Annotated in this window: 22 protein-coding genes; 9 read left to right on the top strand and 13 right to left on the bottom strand. The window is 71.3% G+C overall.

The window, feature by feature from the left end:
* Positions 1-77: 77 nt before the first annotated feature.
* A complete protein-coding gene (locus OG542_RS14825) occupies positions 78-1,355 on the top strand; it encodes a thymidine phosphorylase (RefSeq protein ID WP_328417917.1) in 1,278 nt (425 codons plus the stop codon).
* A 96-nt stretch (positions 1,356-1,451) separates the two neighbouring features.
* Positions 1,452-2,045: a Uma2 family endonuclease gene (locus OG542_RS14820; RefSeq protein ID WP_311127433.1), complete on the top strand. Its 594-nt coding sequence runs from the start codon at positions 1,452-1,454 to the stop codon at positions 2,043-2,045.
* 1 nt (position 2,046) lies between these two features.
* Here the strand turns inward: OG542_RS14820 and OG542_RS14815 are convergent, their stop codons facing one another.
* Positions 2,047-2,973, bottom strand: coding sequence for an AEC family transporter (locus tag OG542_RS14815; protein WP_328411301.1), 927 nt, complete (start codon positions 2,971-2,973; stop codon positions 2,047-2,049).
* A gap of 178 nt (positions 2,974-3,151) precedes the next feature.
* Here OG542_RS14815 and OG542_RS14810 point away from each other — a divergent pair, with 178 nt between their 5' ends.
* Positions 3,152-3,496: an STAS domain-containing protein gene (locus OG542_RS14810; protein ID WP_408057757.1), complete on the top strand. Its 345-nt coding sequence runs from the start codon at positions 3,152-3,154 to the stop codon at positions 3,494-3,496.
* Here the strand turns inward: OG542_RS14810 and OG542_RS14805 are convergent.
* From OG542_RS14805 to OG542_RS14795, 3 genes are all read right to left on the bottom strand, one after another.
* Positions 3,380-4,396 (bottom strand): sigma-70 family RNA polymerase sigma factor, encoded by a 1,017-nt coding sequence (locus OG542_RS14805; protein WP_328411297.1) that lies wholly within the window; start codon positions 4,394-4,396, stop codon positions 3,380-3,382. The genes OG542_RS14810 and OG542_RS14805 overlap by 117 nt on opposite strands.
* A gap of 119 nt (positions 4,397-4,515) precedes the next feature.
* Positions 4,516-5,655, bottom strand: coding sequence for a DNA polymerase III subunit beta (gene dnaN, locus OG542_RS14800; RefSeq protein ID WP_328411295.1), 1,140 nt, complete (start codon positions 5,653-5,655; stop codon positions 4,516-4,518).
* Positions 5,656-5,754: 99 nt separating this feature from the next.
* A complete protein-coding gene (locus OG542_RS14795) occupies positions 5,755-7,026 on the bottom strand; it encodes an MFS transporter (RefSeq protein WP_311127437.1) in 1,272 nt (423 codons plus the stop codon).
* 63 nt (positions 7,027-7,089) lie between these two features.
* Here OG542_RS14795 and OG542_RS14790 point away from each other — a divergent pair, with 63 nt between their 5' ends.
* Positions 7,090-8,052: a LysR family transcriptional regulator gene (locus OG542_RS14790; protein ID WP_328411293.1), complete on the top strand. Its 963-nt coding sequence runs from the start codon at positions 7,090-7,092 to the stop codon at positions 8,050-8,052.
* 96 nt (positions 8,053-8,148) lie between these two features.
* On the opposite strand, the gene OG542_RS14785 is transcribed toward OG542_RS14790, so the two are convergent.
* Complete coding sequence (locus OG542_RS14785) at positions 8,149-8,910, bottom strand: alpha/beta hydrolase (RefSeq protein WP_311127439.1); 762 nt, start codon at positions 8,908-8,910, stop codon at positions 8,149-8,151.
* Positions 8,911-9,033: 123 nt separating this feature from the next.
* On the opposite strand from OG542_RS14785, the gene OG542_RS14780 reads away from it, so the two are divergent.
* Both OG542_RS14780 and OG542_RS14775 read left to right on the top strand, forming a co-directional pair.
* The gene (locus tag OG542_RS14780) at positions 9,034-10,191 is read left to right on the top strand and encodes an adenosine deaminase (protein ID WP_328411290.1); all 1,158 of its coding nucleotides are present in this window, start codon (positions 9,034-9,036) and stop codon (positions 10,189-10,191) included.
* A 142-nt stretch (positions 10,192-10,333) separates the two neighbouring features.
* On the top strand, positions 10,334-10,660 hold the full coding sequence (locus OG542_RS14775; RefSeq protein WP_328411288.1) for an ATP-binding protein: 327 nt from the start codon (positions 10,334-10,336) through the stop codon (positions 10,658-10,660).
* Positions 10,661-10,744: 84 nt separating this feature from the next.
* Here OG542_RS14775 and OG542_RS14770 read toward each other — a convergent pair whose 3' ends face one another.
* The 5 genes from OG542_RS14770 to afsQ1 all read right to left on the bottom strand — a co-directional run bounded on the left by OG542_RS14770 (position 10,745) and on the right by afsQ1 (position 14,658).
* Entirely contained in the window at positions 10,745-10,957 is a 213-nt protein-coding gene (locus OG542_RS14770) for a PspC domain-containing protein (protein WP_193481686.1), read from the bottom strand.
* A gap of 62 nt (positions 10,958-11,019) precedes the next feature.
* Positions 11,020-11,604, bottom strand: a complete 585-nt coding sequence (locus OG542_RS14765) for a VanZ family protein (protein ID WP_328411286.1) — start codon at positions 11,602-11,604, stop codon at positions 11,020-11,022.
* Positions 11,605-11,702: 98 nt separating this feature from the next.
* The gene (locus tag OG542_RS14760) at positions 11,703-12,380 is read right to left on the bottom strand and encodes a hypothetical protein (protein ID WP_328411284.1); all 678 of its coding nucleotides are present in this window, start codon (positions 12,378-12,380) and stop codon (positions 11,703-11,705) included.
* Positions 12,380-13,984 carry a HAMP domain-containing sensor histidine kinase gene (locus OG542_RS14755; RefSeq protein WP_328411282.1) on the bottom strand — a complete coding sequence of 535 codons (1,605 nt, stop codon included), beginning with the start codon at positions 13,982-13,984 and terminating at the stop codon, positions 12,380-12,382. The genes OG542_RS14760 and OG542_RS14755 overlap by 1 nt, the downstream gene beginning before the upstream one ends.
* Positions 13,981-14,658, bottom strand: a complete 678-nt coding sequence (gene afsQ1, locus OG542_RS14750; protein ID WP_150482700.1) for a two-component system response regulator AfsQ1 — start codon at positions 14,656-14,658, stop codon at positions 13,981-13,983. Before afsQ1 ends, OG542_RS14755 begins: the two co-directional genes overlap by 4 nt.
* Before the next feature lie 237 nt (positions 14,659-14,895).
* Between afsQ1 and OG542_RS14745 the strand changes: the two genes are divergently transcribed.
* Positions 14,896-15,651, top strand: a complete 756-nt coding sequence (locus OG542_RS14745; RefSeq protein ID WP_193481690.1) for a SigE family RNA polymerase sigma factor — start codon at positions 14,896-14,898, stop codon at positions 15,649-15,651.
* A 214-nt stretch (positions 15,652-15,865) separates the two neighbouring features.
* Here OG542_RS14745 and OG542_RS14740 read toward each other — a convergent pair whose 3' ends face one another.
* Positions 15,866-16,570: a uridine kinase family protein gene (locus OG542_RS14740; RefSeq protein ID WP_408057756.1), complete on the bottom strand. Its 705-nt coding sequence runs from the start codon at positions 16,568-16,570 to the stop codon at positions 15,866-15,868.
* Between the two features lie 56 nt (positions 16,571-16,626).
* Here OG542_RS14740 and OG542_RS14735 point away from each other — a divergent pair, with 56 nt between their 5' ends.
* Entirely contained in the window at positions 16,627-17,022 is a 396-nt protein-coding gene (locus OG542_RS14735) for a hypothetical protein (RefSeq protein ID WP_311127446.1), read from the top strand.
* Between the two features lies 1 nt (position 17,023).
* On the opposite strand, the gene OG542_RS14730 is transcribed toward OG542_RS14735, so the two are convergent.
* Entirely contained in the window at positions 17,024-18,562 is a 1,539-nt protein-coding gene (locus OG542_RS14730) for an MDR family MFS transporter (protein ID WP_328411274.1), read from the bottom strand.
* Positions 18,559-19,155 carry an NADPH-dependent FMN reductase gene (locus OG542_RS14725; RefSeq protein WP_311127448.1) on the bottom strand — a complete coding sequence of 199 codons (597 nt, stop codon included), beginning with the start codon at positions 19,153-19,155 and terminating at the stop codon, positions 18,559-18,561. Before OG542_RS14725 ends, OG542_RS14730 begins: the two co-directional genes overlap by 4 nt.
* Before the next feature lie 114 nt (positions 19,156-19,269).
* Between OG542_RS14725 and OG542_RS14720 the strand changes: the two genes are divergently transcribed.
* The gene (locus OG542_RS14720; protein WP_328411272.1) at positions 19,270-20,016 is read left to right on the top strand and encodes a TetR/AcrR family transcriptional regulator; all 747 of its coding nucleotides are present in this window, start codon (positions 19,270-19,272) and stop codon (positions 20,014-20,016) included.

Below are 20,016 nucleotides of genomic sequence, written 5' to 3'. Positions count from 1 at the left end.
CGTACGGCCCCTCCGAGTCGCTCAGGAGGGGCCGTACGGCTTCTGGAAATCCTCGGAAGGAAGCCCAAGCCATGGCCATGGACGCCATCTCCGTCATCCGCACCAAGCGGGACCGCGGTGAGCTCAGCGACGCACAGATCGACTGGGTCATCGACGCGTACACCCGCGGGGAGGTGGCCGACGAGCAGATGTCGGCCCTCGCGATGGCCATCCTGCTCAACGGCATGAACCGCCGTGAGATCGCCCGCTGGACCGCCGCGATGATCGCCTCCGGCGAGCGCATGGACTTCTCGTCCCTGTCCCGTCCGACGGCCGACAAGCACTCCACGGGCGGTGTGGGCGACAAGATCACGCTGCCGCTGGCCCCCCTGGTCGCCGCCTGCGGGGCCGCCGTACCCCAGCTCTCGGGCCGCGGCCTCGGCCACACCGGCGGCACGCTGGACAAGCTGGAGTCCATCCCCGGCTGGCGGGCCCTGCTCTCCAACGAGCAGATGCTGAACGTCCTGGACACCACCGGCGCGGTGATCTGCGCGGCGGGCGACGGCCTGGCCCCCGCGGACAAGAAGCTCTACGCACTCCGCGACGTCACGGGCACGGTAGAGGCAATCCCCCTGATCGCCTCCTCCATCATGTCGAAGAAGATCGCCGAGGGCACGGGCTCGCTCGTGCTGGACGTCAAGGTCGGCACCGGCGCCTTCATGAAGACCCTGGCCGACGCCCGCGAACTGGCGTCCACGATGGTCGGCCTGGGCACGGACCACGGTGTTCGTACGGTCGCCCTGCTCACGGACATGTCGACCCCGCTCGGCCTGACGGCCGGCAACGCCCTGGAGGTCCGCGAGTCGGTGGAGGTCCTGGCGGGCGGCGGCCCGGCGGACGTCGTGGAACTGACCCTGGCCCTGGCCCGCGAGATGCTGGACGCGGCGGGCGTGAAGGACGCCGACCCGGCCAAGGCCCTGGCCGACGGCTCCGCGATGGACGTCTGGCGCCGCATGATCACGGCCCAGGGCGGCGACCCGGACGCGGAGCTGCCGGTGGCACGCGAGCAGCACGTGATCAAGGCGGCCGCCTCGGGCACGCTGACCCGCCTCGACGCCTACGACATCGGCATCGCCGCCTGGCGCCTGGGCGCGGGCCGCGCCCGCAAGGAGGACCCGGTCCAGGCAGGCGCCGGCATCGAACTCCACGCCAAGCCGGGCGACACGGTGAGGGAGGGCCAGCCCTTGCTGACCCTCCACACGGACACCCCCGAGCGCTTCGAGTACGCACTCCAGGCGGTGGAGGGTTCGTACGACATCGCCGCGCCGGGGACGGACTTCACGGCGTTGCCGGTGGTGCTGGAGCGCATCGCCTGACCTGGGGCTTTCTCGTTTGAGTGAACGGGACTGGTGGACCCGCACCAGTCCCGTTCGGCATGCTGGGATCGGTGACGCACTGATTGGAGAACCGCCATGAGCGCACTCACCGTCGACCACTCGACGGCCAGCGGCCACGAGTGGGACGACCTCGTTCGGATCTGGCAAGAGACGGACGCGCCCGAGGGCTGCAAGGTGGAGATCATCGAGGGGATCGTCACCGTGGCACCACCGCCGTCCAATCCCCACAATGACATCGCTGACCTGGTTCAGCGGGCCTTGTACGAGGTCATCCCCAGGCACTGGGGCATCTACCAGACCCTGGGCACGGCGGTCCCGTCCCGTGACGGGCTCTACATCCCGGATCTAGCAGTCGCCCCCAGGCAGGTGCTGCGTGGCGAGGGCGGCAACTTCATCCCAGCGGCCGCCGCTGAACTCATCGTCGAGATCACGTCCAAGTCGAACGCGGCGCACGACCGGATCAAGAAAGCCGCAGGCTACGCCCAAGCCGGTGTTCCGCTGTACCTGCTCATCGACGGCTGGGCCCCCGGCGGTCCGACCATCACGCTCTACGGCGAACCGCAAGCGGACGTCTACCGAGTCCTGGACGCAGGCAAGTTCGGAGAACACATCACGCTGCCGGAACCCTTCGGCCTCGAACTCGACACCGGCGAGTTCCCCGAGAACTGAGTCACCCCAGCAACGCCGCCACCACCACAAGCACCGGCACCGCCAGCACCGTCGACAGCAGAATCGCCTCCCTCGTCAGTACCTCGCCCACCCGGTAGCTGCTCGCGTACGTGAACAGGTTCTGCGCCGCCGGCAGGGCGGATGTCACCACCACGTCGAGCAGGGACGCTCCGTGGAGGCCGAAGACGCCCGCTGCCAGGGCCCAGGCGATCAGGGGCTGGGCGACCGCCTTCAGGGCCACCGCGAGGAGGACCGGGGCCCGTTCCGCGCCGCGCAGGGGGAGTGTGCTGCCGCGCAGGGAGATGCCGAAGGCCAGGAGGACCGCCGGGACCGACATGTTGCCGATCAGGGTCAGGGGGTCCATCAGCGGGCCCGGGACGTGGAGGCCGGTCGCCGACGCCGCCACCCCGGCCAGGGAGCCCAGCGCTATCGGGTTGCGCAGCGGGGTGAGCAGGCTCTGCCACAGGGGGCGCTTGTCCTTGTCTCCGACGGTCGCCAGATCCAGGACCGTCAGCGCCACCGGTGTGACAGCGACCAGTTGGAACAGCAGCACCGGCGCGACCAGCGACGCGTCGCCTAGGACGTACACGGCGATCGGGATGCCGAGGTTGCCCGAGTTGACGTAGCTGGAGCACAGGGCGCCGATCGTCGTCCGGCCCACACCCCACCCGCGCACGGCGCCCACCGCCACGAAGACCCCCGCCGCCGCTGCCGTGCTCATCGCCGTGACCAGCAGCCGGTCGGAGAAGATCACCGACAGGTCGGCCTGCGCGAGCGTCGTGAAGAGCAGCGCCGGGGACGCCACGTGGAAGGCCAGCTTGGTCAGGACCTCGCGGCCCCCGTCACCCAGGTAGCCCCGGCGGCCGATCAGGTAGCCGACCCCGATGACCACGGCGATGACCGCGAACCCGCTCAGCACTCCCTGCACGACGCCCCCTCACCGGCGAAGTGGACATCAGGCAGCGCGGGAGGGGCAGGTGCATGGGGCATACAGCCAACCCTCCGGGGAAGGCCGTACCCGGGTCAATGTGATCCTTACGGCGCCGACAGGACGGACAGTCGCGATGAGTTACAGCCGCCCGCGCGGTCTACCGATCGTGGACGCCATGACACCCCCCGTGCTCGTGCTGCTCGGCCCCGTCACCCGGGACGAGGTGCGAGGGCTGAGCGACGACGTGCGGGCACTGCTGCACACCAGTGGTGCCCGGGTCCTGGTGTGCGATGTCGGAGGCCTGGGGCCACCGGGGCTCGCCACCGTCGACCTGCTGGCGCGGCTCCAGCTCGCCGCCCGCCGGGCCGGAGGCCGGATGCGGCTCCGCGACCCCGATCCGGCCCTACGCGCCCTGCTCGACCTGGTCGGTCTCCGCTTCGAGGTGGAGGGGCAGGTCGAAGAGCGGGAACCAGCGCTTGGTGTCGAGGAAGCAGTGGAACCCGGTGATCCGGCCTTCTGAGAGCTCCAGCACCTGGACCGCCCACGGCGTGAAGCCGCCGTCCTCCGGGTCGGGCTTGTACTGGGCGAACCCCGGGAGCCCGTTGACCTGGACCGGCACGAGCCGGGAACCCGCGCAGGGCGCGCCGAGCGTGGTCATGAACCCGGTGATGTCCTTGACGCCGGTCAGCCACAGGTCGAACGGCGGCATCGTCATGACCGCGTCCTCGTGCAGCAGGGCCGTCAGCGCCGTCATGTCGTAGCCCTCGAAGGCCGCGACATAGCGGTCCAGCAGCCTCTGCTGGTCCTCGTCCAGCGGGTCGGAGACGACCGCGTCGGCGCCCGGCTCCTGCCGCTCTGCCAGGGTGGCGCGGGCCCGCTGGAGGGCGCTGTTGACCGACGCCACCGAGGTGTCCAGCAGCTCGGCGACCTCGCTGGCCTTCCAGGCCAGGACCTCGCGCAGGATCAGCACGGCCCGCTGCTTGGCCGGAAGCTGCTGCAGGGCGGCCATGAAGGCGAGCCGCACGGATTCCTTGGCGACCGCGGCCTCCGCCGGGTCTTCGGGCGTGGGCAGCACGCGGGCGTCCGGCATGGGCTCCAGCCAGGTGTTGTCCGGTCGGGGGGAGAGCGCCGCCTGGGCGAGCGGGGTGGACTCCGTGAGGTCCATGGGCCTGGCGCGCTTGTTGCCCGCGGTCAGCATGTCCAGGCACACGTTCGTCGCGATGCGGTAGAGCCAGGAGCGGAGGCTGGAGCGGCCCTCGAACTTCTCGTAGCTGCGCCAGGCGCGGACCATCGTGTCCTGCACCGCGTCCTCGGCCTCGAAGGAGGAGCCGAGCATCCGGTAGCAGTACCCGGTCAGCTCGGTCCGGTGTGCCTCCAGCCTGGTGTCCAGGTCCGTCGGTGTCGCCGTGCCGTTCGTCATCGTCCACCCACCCCTGTGGAATGTCTGTCACGCGCCATTGCGCCAGTACTCCGGAAGCTACCGCAGCCCACTGACAACGGCCCCCGGAGCGCACAAACCCGCAGGCGGGAGCGGCCGCTTCAGACGAGCTGCTTCACCGACATCAGCAGATGCCGATGCGTCCCGGCCCCCGCCGTGCCCGCTCCGGGGTCCGGCACCCCGTGCAGCAGCGCCCGCTGCCCCGCCCCCAGCAGCTCCAGCCGTACCCGCGGGCTCTCGAACGACGTCAGCGCGTCCAGCAGATAGGCCGGGTTGAAGGCCACCGGAATCTCGTCGGCGCCGCTCAGCGCGGCCGGTACCCGCTGAGCCGCCACGTCGTCCCCGAAGCCGGCGCGCAGCATCACTGACCCCTCGGCCGAGAAGTCCAGCCGCACCGGACTGTTCGCCTCCGCCACCACCGCGACCCGCCGCACGGCCTCCGCGAGCTCCTCGCACTCCACCTCGGCGACCGCCGCCCCCGTCATGTCGAACAGCGACTTGTACGCCGGGAGCCGCCCGTCCAGGAGCCGCAGCGCCGTCCGCGACGGCCCGCCCTCGAAGCCGATCAGCCCGCCGCCACCGGCCGGATCCCACCCGATCACCACGTCCCCGCAGCGCCCCAGTGACCGCGCGACATCCAGCAGCCGCCGCGACGGCAGCAGAGCCTCCACCACCCCTTCGGCCGCCGCCCCCGGCTTCCACTCCAGCCGCCGCACCGCATACCGGTAGCGATCCGAGGCGGAGAGTGTCATCTCCCCACCGTCGAGGTGCAGTTGGACGCCCGTCAGCAGCGGCAGCGTGTCGTCGCGTCCGGCGGCGACCGCGACCTGCGCGACAGCGGTCGCGAACGCGGCGGCGTCCACCGTGCCGTACGGCGTCGGCGCCGCCGGCAGGGCCGGGTACTCGGCGAGCGGCAATGTCGAAAGACCGAAGCGCGTACCGTCCGCCTCCACCGTGAACCGCGACGTCTCCAGCGCACAGCTCACCGGCCCGTCCGGCAGCACCCGGCACACGTCCAGCAGCCGCCGCCCCAGGACGAGCACCCGCCCGGGCACCGCGATCTCCGCCTCGGCCTCCACCCGTACCGCCGCCTCGAAGTCGAACCCCGTCACGGCCAGCCGTCCCGCGCCCGCCGCCAGCAGCAGTCCGCCCAGCACCGGCACCGGCGTCCGCGCGGGCAGCGCGCGTACCGACCGGCTCACGGCCTCGGCGAACGCCGTACGGTCGATGCGGAACTCCATGAAAAATCCCCCTGCTCGGTCCGGTGGTCAGCAGACGCGGACGTTATCCGCGCCCACTGACAACCGGCCCCGACCAGGGGGAATGATCCGGCGTACGACTCAGGCGGCCGTGGTCAGCCGCCGCTGCAGCCGTGCCGCCCGCGTCCCGAACACCGTGATCGTCACGACGCCGAGCACCGCCAGCAGTCCGACCCCGACCGTCCCGGCCCAGCCGCCCGCGTGGAAGGCGATCGCGCCGACCGTGCTGCCCGCGCTGGAGCCGATGTAGTAGGCGGACTGGTACAGCGCCGAGGCCTGCGCGCGGCCGGTCGTGGCCGTCTTGCTGACCGCGGAGGAGGCCACCGCGTGGCCCGCGAAGAAACCGCCGGTGATCAGGACCAGGCCCAGCAGGATCAGCGGCAGGGAGCCGGCCAGGGACAGCAGCAGGCCCGCCGTCGTCGTGCCGCCCGCCGCGTACAGCGCGCCCCGGCGGCCCATCCGGCCCACCAGCCGGCCCGCAGTCGACGCCGACACCGTACCGACCAGGTACACCAGGAAGATCGAGCCGATGATGCCCTGGGGCAGCGAGAACGGGGCCTCGGTCAGGCGGTAGCCGATGACCGTGTACACGCCGCCGAAGACCGTCATGAACAGCGCGCCGATCGCGTACAGCCGGCACAGCAGCGGGTTGGACAGGTGGTCGCGGACCGTGCGGGCCAGGACACGCGGGCGCAGGGAGCCCGGCTTGAAGTGCTTCGGGGCGGGGATCAGCGCCCGGAAGGCCACCGCGCAGGCCACGGCGATCACGCCGATGACACCGACGGCGACCCGCCAGCCCCACTCCTGCGCGACCCAGCCGGTGATGACCCGGCCGCTCATCCCGCCGACGCTGTTGCCCGCGACGAACAGCCCGATCGCGGTGATCAGCGCCTTGGGGCTGACCTCCTCGGCGAGGTACGCGGTCGCCGAAGCGGGCAGCCCGGCCAGGGCCGCGCCCTGCAGCGCCCGCAGCACGACCAGGACACCCAGAGACGGGGCGAAGGGCACCAGCAGACCGATCGTGACGGCCACGGCCAGCGACCCCGTCATGACCGCACGCCGTCCGTAACGCTCGGACAGGGCGCTCATCGGCAGCACGAACAGCGCCAGCCCACCCGTCGCGGCGGCCACCGTCCAGCTCGCGTCGCTCGCCGCCACGCCGAACTCGCCGGAGATCAGCGGGAGCAGTGCCTGGGTGGAGTACAGCAGCGCGAAGGTCGCGACACCCGCGAGGAAGAGCGCGAGGCTCATCCGGCGGTAGCCGGGCCCGCCCGGCGACATACGGGAGTCGGAAGCAGGGACAGAGACATCGGCGCCCACGGTGGTGGACGCCCCGGTACTGGCGGGAGACATGCTTCGAAATTACGTACGCACCCACTGATCCGTCCAATGCATGGAACGGCGATAATCGTTCCCATGGTGCATCAACCCAGTTCAACGGCTCGCCTGTCACCATCCAGTGACACAGAAGACATGGCGGAGATGTCGAAGGTGCTCGCCCCCCGCCTCGCCTACTTCGCCGGCGTCGCGCGCACCGAGCACGTCACCCGCGCCGCCCAGGAGATGAACGTCCCGCAGTCGACCCTCTCCCGGTCCATGGCCCGCCTGGAGGAGGACCTGGGCGTCGACCTCTTCGCCCGCCACGGCCGTACGGTCTCCCTCACTCCGGCCGGCCGTACCTTCCTCACCTCCGTCGAACGCGCCCTGGCCGAGGTCGAGCGCGCCGCCGAGGAGGTGCGGGCCGACGCCGACCCCTTCACCGGCAAGGTCGCCTTCGGCTTCCTGCACACCATGGGCGCCGAGACCGTCCCCGGCCTCCTCCAGGCCTTCCGCGCGGACCACCCCCGCGTCCGCTTCAGCCTGGTCCAGAACTACGGCGAGGCCATGCTCGAACGCCTCCGCGCCGGTGAACTCGACCTGTGCCTGACGTCCCCCGTCCCCGACGCCCCCGGCCTGGTGGCCCGCCGCCTCGACGAACAGAAACTCCGCCTCGTCGTCCCCGCCGACCACTCCCTCGCCACCCGCCGACGCATCCGCCTCGCGGAAGCGGCCGACGAAACCTTCGTCACCCTCGAACCCGGCTACGGCATGCGCCGCATCACCGACGACCTGTGCCAGGAGGCGGGCTTCAGGCCCCGCATCGCCTTCGAGGGAGAGGAGGCGGAAACCCTGCGAGGCCTGGTGGCAGCGGGCCTGGGGGTCGCCCTCCTGCCCCCGCCGGCCGTCCCCCGCCCCGGCGTCGTAGAACTGACGGTCACGGCCCCCCGAGCGGTCCGCGAAATCGGCGTTGCCTGGCTTGAGGGCCACCCGGACACACCCCCGGTAGCAGCCTTCAAAAGGTTCCTGCTCTCAAGAAGAGGCAACTTGCTCCCCACCTGAGGGGCGCGGGGCTGTGTTCGATATGCGGCTCCGCCGCGTAGGCGCGACAAGCCACAAACAACCCGCACAGGCCGGCCAAGAGGTACCCCCACGGCGCTACCGCCGCAACGAAGAACCAAACCCCGCGGCCAACGGCATCCGCAACCCCAACGGCGGCGGCGCGGCGAACGCGTCCCGGACAGGCCGCGACACCGCCCGCCCGTACACCGCCCCCATCACGAAGTCCTCGGCCAGCGCCAGCACTTCATCCCGGTACTGATGCAACCCGTGCCCATCCGCATGTACTTCGAACCGGCACACATCCCGATTCGCCTTCTTCACCCGTGCCGCCAGCCGGAACGACAACTCGGGATCCGTCCGCTCGTCGTTCGTGCCGTGCACGATCAGCACCTGCCGCCCCACCAGCTGTTTCACCGGTTCGGGTGGCGCCGCCACATCCTCCTCCGGCAGCCAGGGGGCCAGCGCCAGCACGGAGTTGACGGCCTCGTGCCCACCCGCACGCAGCCCGGCCCGGCCGCCCATGCCGGTCCCCGCGAGGCAGACGGGCACGTCCCCGTAACGCCGTACGACCTCGTCGGCCGCCCAGGCGGCATCGGCCGCGAGATTGGCCTCGCCGCCGTTCCAGCCGCGGTAGCGGTAGTGCACCACGTGCGCGGCCAGACCCTCGTCCCGGCCCGCGCGGGCCAGGCGGCGCCCCAGGGCGCGTACGGAGGCGGTCGCCAGCATGGGCGACGGTCTGCGGCCGGAGATCTCGTCCCCGTTGGGCAGCAGCAGCACCACGCCGCTCACCGCCGTCGGGTCCGGACCGAGTGTCCTGCCCAGCCGGGCCCTGCGAACCGGCGTCGCTTGGTGTGCCATGACAGAACAGTGTCAGAAGCGCGGGTGTATTCGACCCGTCCTCGGGGTCACCGTTACGTATCGACGAAAACGTAAAGGGGCCGAAGAGGCGCCATCTACGCGCGTAGGAGTTAGAGTGCGGAAATGACGAGCCAGACCATCGCGAACACCCCGACACCGGAACAGATCCACCGGGCGCCCAAGGTTCTGCTGCACGACCACCTCGACGGCGGCCTGCGCCCCGCCACGATCGTCGAACTCGCCCACGCGACGGGCTATTCCCAGCTCCCCGAGACCGACCCGGAGAAGCTCGGCGTCTGGTTCCGCGAGGCCGCCGACTCCGGTTCCCTGGAGCGGTACTTGGAGACCTTCTCCCACACCGTCGGCGTCATGCAGACCCGCGACGCCCTGGTCCGGGTCGCCGCCGAGTGCGCCGAGGACCTCGCCGAGGACGGCGTCGTCTATGCCGAGGTGCGCTACGCCCCCGAGCAGCACCTGGAGGGCGGGCTGAGCCTCGAAGAGGTGGTCGAGGCCGTCAACGAAGGCTTCCGGGAAGGGGAGCGGCGCGCCAGGGAGAACGGCCACCGCATCCGCGTCGGCGCCCTGCTCACCGCCATGCGGCACGCGGCCCGCGCCCTGGAGATCGCCGAACTCGCCAACCGCTACCGGGAGCTGGGCGTCGTCGGATTCGACATCGCGGGCGCCGAGGCCGGCTACCCGCCCACCCGGCACCTGGACGCCTTCGAGTACCTGAAGCGCGAGAACAACCACTTCACCATCCATGCCGGCGAGGCCTTCGGGCTGCCGTCCATCTGGCAGGCCCTCCAGTGGTGCGGCGCCGACCGGCTGGGGCACGGCGTACGGATCATCGACGACATCCAGGTCCACGAGGACGGCCGGGTCGAACTCGGCCGGCTCGCCTCGTACGTCCGGGACAAGCGCATCCCGCTGGAGCTGTGCCCGAGCTCCAACCTCCAGACCGGGGCGGCGGCCTCGTACGCCGAACACCCCATCGGGCTGCTGCGCCGGCTGCATTTCCGCGCCACCGTCAATACGGACAATCGCCTCATGTCCTACACCAGCATGACCCGGGAATTCGAGCACCTTGTCGAGGTGTTCGGTTATACGCTCGATGACATGCAGTGGTTCTCAGTCAATGCGATGAAATCAGCGTTCATTCCTTTCGATGAACGACTGGCCATGATCAATGACGTGATCAAGCCCGGATACGCCGAGCTGAAATCCGAATGGCTGTTCCGGCAGACCGCCTCCACCAGCGGCTCTGTGGATTCGGAGAGCTGACCTCGCGGGAATCGGCACACAGGGAATGCGGACGGTGTTCACAAGCCGTCCGCATTTCGATGTTTGCGGCGGGTGGTGCCGCGTGATTACGGTCGCCGCACCGCTCACACACCCCGTCATCCCATTGCGAGGACGCGTTTTCATGAAGCAGTCTGCTGCCAAGTCCCTCGGTGTCGCCGCTCTCGGTGCCGCCTTCGCCGCCACCGGTGCGGGCGCCGCCAACGCCGCCCCGGCCGTCCCGGACGCCGCCCAGACGCTGGAGAGCGTCACCCAGGCGCTCCCGGCGGAGCAGCTCTCCCAGACGCTGCCGGCGGGCTCGGGCGAGGCGGTGGGTCAGGGGCAGAGCCTGGCCGGTACCGGTCTCGCCACCGCCCAGCCCGTCGCCGGTCAGCTGCTGGCCCAGGGCCCGACCGGCCCGGGCGCCGGCCTGCTCGGCGGGCTCCCGGTGAACGGCGTTCCCCTCGCCTGACCCTCCCGCCCGTGCGGACACACACGCCGATGGGGCGCACCTGTGTTCAGGGGTGCGCCCCATCGGCGTTTCCGCGGTGGGTGGTCACCAGGCCGTCTGTGCCTTGTTCCGTACCTTGTCCTCCGAGGGCAGGACGATCCACAGCGCGATGTACAGCAGGAACTGCGGGCCGGGCAGCAGGCAGGAGACCAGGAAGATCACCCGCATCGTCGTCGTGGAGGTGCCGAAGCGCCGCGCCAGCGCGGCGCACACTCCGCCGATCATGCGGCCGTTGGTGGGGCGGGCGAGGCGGGACATGTGCGACTCCTTCAGCGTCGGTGTGTGAGGCCTCGGTCCGAGTACCCCATCTGCACTCCACGCTACGGAGACGAAGGGGGTAAAGCGTCGCTCCACGGGGCGATCCCGACCCTGGGAATCGTCGGGGTCCGACCCTGAGCCGGCTCCTCCGGGAGGAGGGGCGTGCGGGTCAGGGGCGCGATGGTGCGGCGGCGCAGCCAGGAGCGGCCCGCGGGGACGAGCGCGAGGTGCGCGAGGGCCACGCCCGCGGTGTTCAGGAACAGCGAGTCGACATCCACGACCTGACCGGGCACACCGGTCTGCAACAGCTCGATGCCCAGGGACAGCAGCGCACCGGCCGCGACGGTGCGCAGCAGGGACGCCAGCGGCGAGACCACCAGCCTGCCGCTCACCATCGGCAGCAGCACGCCCAGCGGGGCGAGCAGCGCCATCGCCTCGCCGATCCGGCGGGCCGCCTCCGGCCAGCCCAGGGCGAGATCGGCCCGGATGCCGTCGAACGGCCGCAGATTGGCGGGCATCACCCAGGGCACCTGCAAGGGCCGCAACGTGAACCAGGCGACGAACGCGAGGTGTGCGACGAGGAGGACACCTCCTGTCACACGGATGCGGAACTCGGCGCTGCCGCCGATGGGGCCTTGACGCTGCACGCCCCCCTAGACGCGGCCTCCGGCAGGATCGGTTCCGGGATGCCCCCCGGGACACCTGTGAGGCGTGCGCCACAGCCCGGCGGAATCCGCCCGCCGTCTCACTCGCCGGCCACGTCCTTGGACGGCGGTTCCGTGCTGCCCGGGCGGGCCCGCACCTCGTCGGTGCACTCGTAGCGGCGCGGGGACTCGGGGCCGGGGCCGCCCAGGACCACGGAGCCGTCGCCCTCGGCGGCGGCGGAGTCGGAGAAGGTGCAGACGATCTGGGCCAGGGCATACGAAGTGAGGCTGTCGGGTGCCGTGCTCAGCCGCAGCGTGTCCTCCGGGTCGCCCTTCCCGGGCCCGCCCACGGTGATGCCGCCGCGTACGTCCGTGCTGTAGTCGGCCTCCTTCTCGGCGGACGAGGGGGTCTCGGCGAGCTCGTCCAGCAGGCCCTGCGCCACCAGCATGCGCCGCTCGGAGTCGGCCGCGCCGTCCGGGACCCGTACGGTCCGGTCGACGGTCACCAGCGAGGACCCGCACAGCAGAAACACCTGCACCGGAAGTCCCCGCGCGGCCTGTGCCGACACGTCCGGCTCGGCGAGCGAACACCGCACCCGCGAGGGCGCGGGCCCGAAGTTGGTCGGCACCTCCGTGGCCCGGATCCCGCAGCCGGCCAGCAGGACGGCGAGCACGGGCAGCCCGGCCAGCCGGGCCAGGGCCACGAGCCGCCTCCGCCCGGCCGTCACGGAAGCCGCGGCAGGCACGGAAGTCCCGTCCGATGGACGTCGTACGGTCATCAGGCGTCCCCCTTCGAGTCCTCGGCCTCGCATCGGCCGGCATCGGGTCCGGGCGTCTGCTCGCCCTCGTCGGGCTGTTCCGCCGAGGCCGAGGTGCCGCGCGGGAGCCGCAGGGTGAACACCGCGCCCGAGTCGGCCGAGTTGGCCGCGGTGATCTCGCCGCCGTGGATGTGCGCGTTCTCCAGGGCGATGGACAGGCCAAGGCCGCTCCCCTCGGAGCGCGGCCGGGAGGCGCTGGCCTTGTAGAACCGGTCGAAGACGTGCGGCAGCACGTCCTCGGGGATGCCGGGCCCGTGGTCCCGCACCTCGATGACGAGCGAGTCGTCCTCCGCACGGACCGACACCCGCACCGGGGAGCCGCCGTGCTTGAGCGCGTTGCCGATGAGGTTGGCCAGGATGACGTCGAGGCGGCGCGGATCCAGCCGGGCGTGGATGCCGCGCTCGGCGTCCAGCTCGACCGCGTCCAGCCAGGCCCGGGCGTCGATGCACGCGGTGATCTGGTCGGCGATGTCGACGTCGTCCAGGACGAGCCGGGCGGTGCCCGCGTCGAAGCGGGTGACCTCCATCAGGTTCTCGACCAGGTCGTTCAGCCGCCGCGTCTCGCTGACCACCAGCCGTACGGCGGGCTCGATCATCGGGTCCATGCTCCCGGTCTCCGCCTCCAGCTCCTCCTCCAGCACCTCCGTCACGGCGGTGATGGCGGTGAGCGGTGTACGCAGCTCATGGCTCATGTCGGCGACGAACCGCCGGGACGCGTCGTCCCGCGAGGCCATGTCGGCGACCCGCTTCTCCAGCGCCTCGGCCGCGTTGTTGAACGTCCGGGACAGATCGGCGAGTTCGTCGGTCCCGGACACCCTGAGCCGGGTGTCCAGCTTGCCCTCGCCGAGCCGCCGCGCGGCCGCCCCGAGCCGCTGCACCGGCTTCAGCACCGTCGTCGCCGCGGCCTGCGCGAGCAGCGCCGAGCCGATCAGCGCGAGGCCCGTGGCGATCCCCAGCGACCAGGCGAGCGAGTTCAGGTCCTTCGCCTCCGGCTCCAGCGACTTGAGCATGTAACCGGTCGGACCGCCGCCGATCACCCGCGTCCCGGCCACGAGATACGGGGTGTCGTGGTCTATGACCCGCTGCCAGTACAGGTGGTACGGGTGCTTGTTGGCCCCGTCGACCTTCTGCGTCTTGTTCACCGCCGTGCGCAGCGTGGCCGGCACGTCCCGCAGCGAGAAGCCGCTCAGCCCGCCGGAGCTGCCGAAGACGGTCCTGCCGTCGGCGTCACGGGCGACCAGCAGCACGCTGAAGCGCTGGTCGCTGCCTGCCATCTGGCCCGCGGTGTGCTGCAGCTCGTCCTGCGTCGGCCGCTCGGGCAGCGCGCCCGCCCGGTTCTGCATCTCCTGCTCGAAGTCGCGCAGCACGGCGTCCTGGGTGCGGGTGAGGACGGCCTCGCGGTTGAGCCAGTACGCGATCCCGGACGCGGACACGGCGGCCGTCAGGGCCACCAGGCCGAAGACGACGACCAGCCTCAGTCGCAGGCTGGTGAAGCGCAGCCGCGACAGAACTCCCTTGCGCGCCGCGGTCCAGCCGCGGTTCCCCCCCTGGTGCGGCTGAGTCACTGAGGCGGATCCAGCCGGTAGCCGACACCCCGCACGGTACGGATCAGCGTCGGGGACGACGGCACGTCCTCGACCTTGGCGCGCAGCCGCTGGACACAGGCGTCCACGAGCCGCGAGTCACCCAGGTAGTCGTGCTCCCACACCAGCCGCAGCAGCTGCTGCCGGGACAGCGCCTGACCCGGCCGCCGGCTCAGCTCCAGCAGCAGCCGCAGCTCGGTCGGCGTGAGCTGGAGGTCCTCGCCGTTCTTGGTCACGGTCATCGCCGAGCGGTCGATGACGAGACTGCCGAACGACGCCGCGTCATTGGACTCCCGCTCGCCGCGCCGCAGCACGGCCCGGATCCGGGCGTCGAGCACACGCCCCTGCACCGGTTTGACGACGTAGTCGTCGGCGCCGGACTCCAGCCCGACCACCACGTCGATGTCGTCGTTGCGCGCGGTCAGCAGGATGATCGGCAACTGGTCCGTGCGCCGGATGCGCCGGCACACCTCGAACCCGTCGATACCGGGCAGCATCACATCCAGCACGATCAGATCCGGCCGCTGCTCGCGCAGCAGCTTCAGACCGTCCTCACCACTGGCAGCGGTCGCCACGCGGTGACCCTGGCGCGTCAGTGAGAGCTCCAGGGCCGTCCGGATGGCGTCGTCGTCCTCGATCAGCAACAGGGAAGGCACGGGCTCATTCTGGCCCATGAGGGGGTCGGGGTTCGACCTGTGGGCCGAGATCATGCCCGCGGCTACCGCCGACACCTGTGTACGAACCGTGGTCGTCCTGTGGCCAGCCCCTGTGACAGGCCTGTGACAGTCGGCGGACACGGCGATGAAAGTGCCGAGGCAAGCTTTTCGGCACAGGCAAGGAAGCCCGCCCGACCGGCGGGCCGCACACCGGAAGTCCACGACGGGGGGCGCGAGATGAACACGCTGCACGGCATCAGCACCAGCGCAGTGATCACGCGTCTGCACGACGTGCACCGGGGTTCCGAGAAGTCCGGTGCCGTGAGCGGGCGGGGGTGCGCTCGCGGCACCGGGCGTCAGCACACCGGTTACATGACGGTGGTCGACGCACACACGGGGGACAGCAAGGGGACGGGGGCGGCTCACGGGGGAGCCGCGTACAGGGAGGGCTCGGGGGAGCGTCGTTCGCTGTCGGAGGCGGAGTTCACCGCCTACGTCCAGGAGCGCCGCGCCTCCCTGTACGCCACCGCCTACCACCTCACCGGCGACCGCTTCGAGGCCGAGGACCTGCTGCAGAGCGCGTTGTTCTCGACCTACCGGGCGTGGGACCGGATCAGCGACAAGGCAGCGGTCGGCGGATACCTCCGCCGCACCATGACCAATCTGCACATCAGCGCGTGGCGCCGCCGCAAGCTGAACGAATACCCGACCGAGGAGCTGCCGGAGACCGCCGGTGACACGGACGCGATGCGCGGCACCGAGCTGCGCGCCGTCCTGTGGCAGGCGCTCGCCCGCCTCCCCGAACTCCAGCGCACCATGCTGGTCCTTCGTTACTACGAGGGCCGCACGGACCCGGAGATCGCGGAGATCCTCGACATCAGTGTCGGCACGGTGAAGTCCAGCATCTGGCGGTCGCTCCGCCGGCTGCGCGAGGACGAGGTCCTCAGCTTCGGCCGTGACGAGGAAGACGCCTTCGGCGAGCTCGTGGCCTGAAGGTTCGGGGGGGAGCACCACAAGGGGGCCCCACGGGGGACTGCGGAGACGCTGGGGGGCGTCTCCTCGGGAGAGTGGGGACACGGGGAAACGAGGGGGAGGACCACGGGGGACACAAGGGGGAGAACAAGAGCGGGACTGGAGGGCCGGGGGGTCCGTCCAGTCCCGCTTTTTCGTTCTTGTGCCGTGCGTCGTCTGTCCGCGTTGCCGCCGCTCAGGCCGCCGTACGGAGACTCGCGCAGCGGCCCGCCGCGGCGGCCGCCAGCCGGCCCATCGCCTCGTCGCGGTCACAGGCGTACGCACCCAGCGCGGTCTGGCGGGCGACGATCGAGCGCTCCTGCCGCATCAGGCGCCAGCCGCGGCGCAGCAGGAACGGTACCGACTTGCGGCCCTCCTTCAGATCCCGCAGGAAGCGGCGGCGGAACGTCTTCACCGGGCCGCGGCTCAGGCACAGCGCGTCGGCCAGGACGCCGAGTTCCCGGCAGCGCGTGACGATCTCCGCGGCGAAGATGCCCTCCGCGAGGAACAGCGGGGTCCGTCCGATCTCGACCGTCTTTTCGCCGGTGCGGGCGCTGAGCGAGATGTCGTAGACGGGGACGGCCGTGCGGCCCGTGCGGCACAGCTCGGTGATCGCGGTGACGGCCGTGTCCGCGTCCCAGGAGTCCGGATGGTCCCAGTCGATGTCCGAACTCCCCTCCACCAAGGGCAGAGTCGGGTCGTCGCCCTCCTTGTAGAAGTCGTCGAGCCGCAGCACCGGAAGGCCGGAGCGGGCCGCGAGGAGGGACTTGCCGGAGCCGGAAGGGCCGCAGAGCAGCACGACTCGCGTCGGTATGGGCAGAGGAGAGCTCACGGGACACCAGTCTGAGGCATCCATCGGGGGCCGTACGACCCCGCGGGTCGCCTTTGATGCGCGCGTCACATCTCAACTACCCTTCGTGTCGTTCCCCTTACCCAGAGCGTCAAGAGGTGGCAGTGATGGCCCGACACGACTCACCCAAGAAGCCGACCGTCCAGCGTGCCCTGGCCGTCCTCGCGACCGCCGGAGTGGCGCTGGGGGCGGGTGCGGCGACGGCCGCGGCGGGCACCGGCTCGGTCCTGGACGTGGTCCACACCTCCCTGGGGCAGACCGACTCCCAGGCCGGCCTCCAGGCCGCGAGCGACACCCTCGCCCACACCACCGGCGCGGTCACGGGCCTCAAGCCCAACCCCCTCGCCGGCACGGGAGTCGACCCGCTCGACAACAGCGTCGGCACCGAGGTCGCCGACTTCAGGCCGATGACGTCCCGGGAGGTGACGGGGCCGGTGGCTCAGGCGCCGTCGGTCGGCGGGATCCCGGTGGTGGAGCAGGCGACCCAGCCGCTCTCGCGATAACTCAGCGGCCCCGCAGCGGGACCTCCCGGACCAGCCAGGACACCGCGAACGCCACGGCGCACAGGACGGCCGTGCCGAGCGCGACACCGTGCAACCCGTCCACCACGCCCGCCCGGAAGACGTGCCGGACCGGCTCCGGCAGGTCCCGCAGCGCCTCGGGGGTCAGCTCACCGCCGGTCAGCCGGGCGCCCTCGGCACCGAGCCGGTCCGTGACCGCGGCCGTGAGCCGGCCGGTGTAGACGGAGCCGAGGACCGCGACGCCGAGCGAGCCGCCGATGGTGCGCAGCAACGTCTGGGTGCCGGTGGCCGCGCCCATGTCACGTGGTTCCGCGCTGTTCATCGTGATGAGCATCGTCGGCTGCATCAGACAGCCGATGCCCACGCCCAGCACCAGCGTCAGGCCGGAGGCCACAGGTGCCGTCGTGGCCGTGCCGAGCGTCAGCAGGGCCAGCGCCCCCGCCGCGGCCAGCGCACCGCCCGCGATGGGGTAGCCGCGGTAGCGCCCGCCGTCGCCGACCCGCCGGCCGATGACGAGCTGGGCCCCCATCATGCCCAGCATCAGCGGGAGCAGCAGCAGTCCGCTCTCGGTGGACGACATGTCCCGCACGAACTGCAGGTACTGGGGCAGATAGCTCGCCGCCGCCAGCATGGCCGCGCCCGTGACGAAGCTGAGCACCTGCGCCACCGAGAAGTTGCGGTCGCGGAACAGCCGGGGCGGGATCACCGGTTCCGGGGCGCGCCGCTCGACCCGTACGAAGGCGGCCAGCGCGACCGCGGAGACCAGGGCGAGCCCGAGGATCTGCGGTGAGGACCAGGCGTACGTCGTCCCGGCCCAGCCGGCGAGCAGCGTCAGGGCGAGGATCGCGCCGGTCAGCAGCCCGGCTCCGGCCAGGTCGATCCGGGCCTTGACCCGGGCGGCCCGCAGCCGCACCCCGAAACCGATCAGGGCGAGCGCGACCGCGCCGACCGGGACGTTGACGTAGAACACCCAGCGCCAGTCGAGCTGGTCGGTGAGGAGGCCGCCGACCAGCGGTCCGCCGATCATCGCGGCGGGCAGCAGTACCCCGATCATCGACTGGGCCCGCCCGGCCTCCGCCGGGGTGAGCAGGGTGCCGATGAGCGCGAGCGCGCCCACGAAGAGGCCGCCCGCGCCGATGCCCTGAAGGGCCCGGAAGGCGATCAACTGCCCCATGTCCTGGGCGAGCCCGCACAGTACCGAGCCGATGAGGAACACGGTGATGGAGGTGAGGTAACTGCCCTTGTGGCCGTACAGATCGCCGAGTTTCCCCCAGATCGGGGTGGAGACGGCGGCGGTGAGCAGATAGGCCGTGATCACCCAGGACAGGTGGCCGAGGCCGCCCAGGTCGCCGACGATGGTGGGCAGTGCGGTGCCGACGACGGTTCCGTCGAGCGTGGCGAGCACGATGCCGAGCAGCAGGCCGAGGACGACGAGCCGGGAGGGCGGGGCGTCCGGCCGGACGTGATGCGTCGTGCCCGGGGGTGAGTCCATGGTCTCCCCGGCGCGGGACTCGGTCGTCATGCGACGTAGCCGCGGACGGACTTGGCGTCCCGCAGGGCGTGGCCCCACCAGGCGAGCTGGTCGAGCAGGGCCTTCGCGGCCGTGTCGGCGGCGGGTTCCGTGCAGGTGCCGTCCTCGTCGAAGCGGCTCCAGGCGTTGTGGAAGCTGACGGTGTTGCGGATGGTCGTGGCGTTCACCTCGGCCATGACGACCCGCAGCTGCTCCACCGCGCGCAGACCGCCGGACAGGCCGCCGTACGAGACGAAGCCGACCGGCTTGCCGTGCCACTCCTCGCCGTGCCAGTCGATCGCGTTCTTCAGGGATGCCGGGAAGCTGTGGTTGTACTCGGGCGTGACGAGGACGAAGGCGTCTGCCGCCGCGAGTCGTGGTGACACGAGGGCCAACTGCTCCTCGGTGCCGGGCGGCGGCTGCTGGCCGAAGGCGGGGAGCACCGTCGGCAGCGGCGTCTCCGTCAGGTCGACGACATCGGCGCGCAGGTCGTCGCGCTGGTCGAGGTGGCCGGTCAGCCACCTCGTCACGACGGGCGCGAAACGCCCCTCACGGGTCGAGCCGACGAGGACGGCGACGCGGAGCGGTTCGGCGGTGGCGGGCATGGGTCTCCCCTTGATGTGTACGACGTATCTCCGATGCGTACAACGTACACAGGGATGTGTACGCCGTCTACTGGAGATACGCTGTACGCGACATTCGACCGGGAGGAGCGGGCCATGGCGGTCGCGAGGAAGAAGGAGGGCGAGGAGAACGGGGCGGAGGCGCCCTCCCTCTGGGAGCGCATGGAGCGGCCCGCCCCGGCCCCTCGCACCTCACTGACCCTGGAGCGGATCGCCGCAGCCGCGGTCGAGATCGCCGACGAGGAGGGAGGCGCGGCCGTCACCATGCGCCGCCTCGCCACGAAACTCGGCGTCGCGCCCATGGCCGCCTACCGGCACGTCAGCGGCAAGGACGACCTCTGGGCGCTCATGATCGACCGGGTGTCCCGGGAGCTGACCGTGCCGGACGGGGCGACCGACTGGCGGGAGGTACTGCGCTCCTACGCCCTTCAGACACGGGAGTTGATGCTCGCCCACCCGTGGATGGCGGTCATGCCCACGCCGGTGATCATGCTGACGCCGTCGCGGATGGCCGTGGCGGAGCGGCAGCTGGCCGCGCTCGCCGTCTGCGGCCTGGACGCCGACTCGGTGATGGCCGCCTTCCGGACCATCACCTCCTACGTCCACGGTGCGGCCCAGGCCGAGATCGCCGTACGGGAGTACCAGGAACGCCATGGCTGGACCAGCGGCGACGAGACCCGCCGGGCCCTCGCCCCGCAGATGGTCTACCTGATGAGCACGGGCCGCTATCCCACCTACGACCAGTACGCCCTCAGCGCTGCCCGCAAGGACGACCGGGCCTGGGAGTTCGCGTTCGGCCTCGACTGCGTGCTCGACGGCATCGCGCAGCGGCTCGGGATCTGA

It is taken from the genome of Streptomyces violaceus, assembly GCF_036014075.1.
Lineage (GTDB): Bacteria > Actinomycetota > Actinomycetes > Streptomycetales > Streptomycetaceae > Streptomyces > Streptomyces violaceus.
The sequence above is the reverse complement of the archived record's forward strand: the minus strand, read 5'-3'. Positions and strand labels throughout refer to the sequence as shown.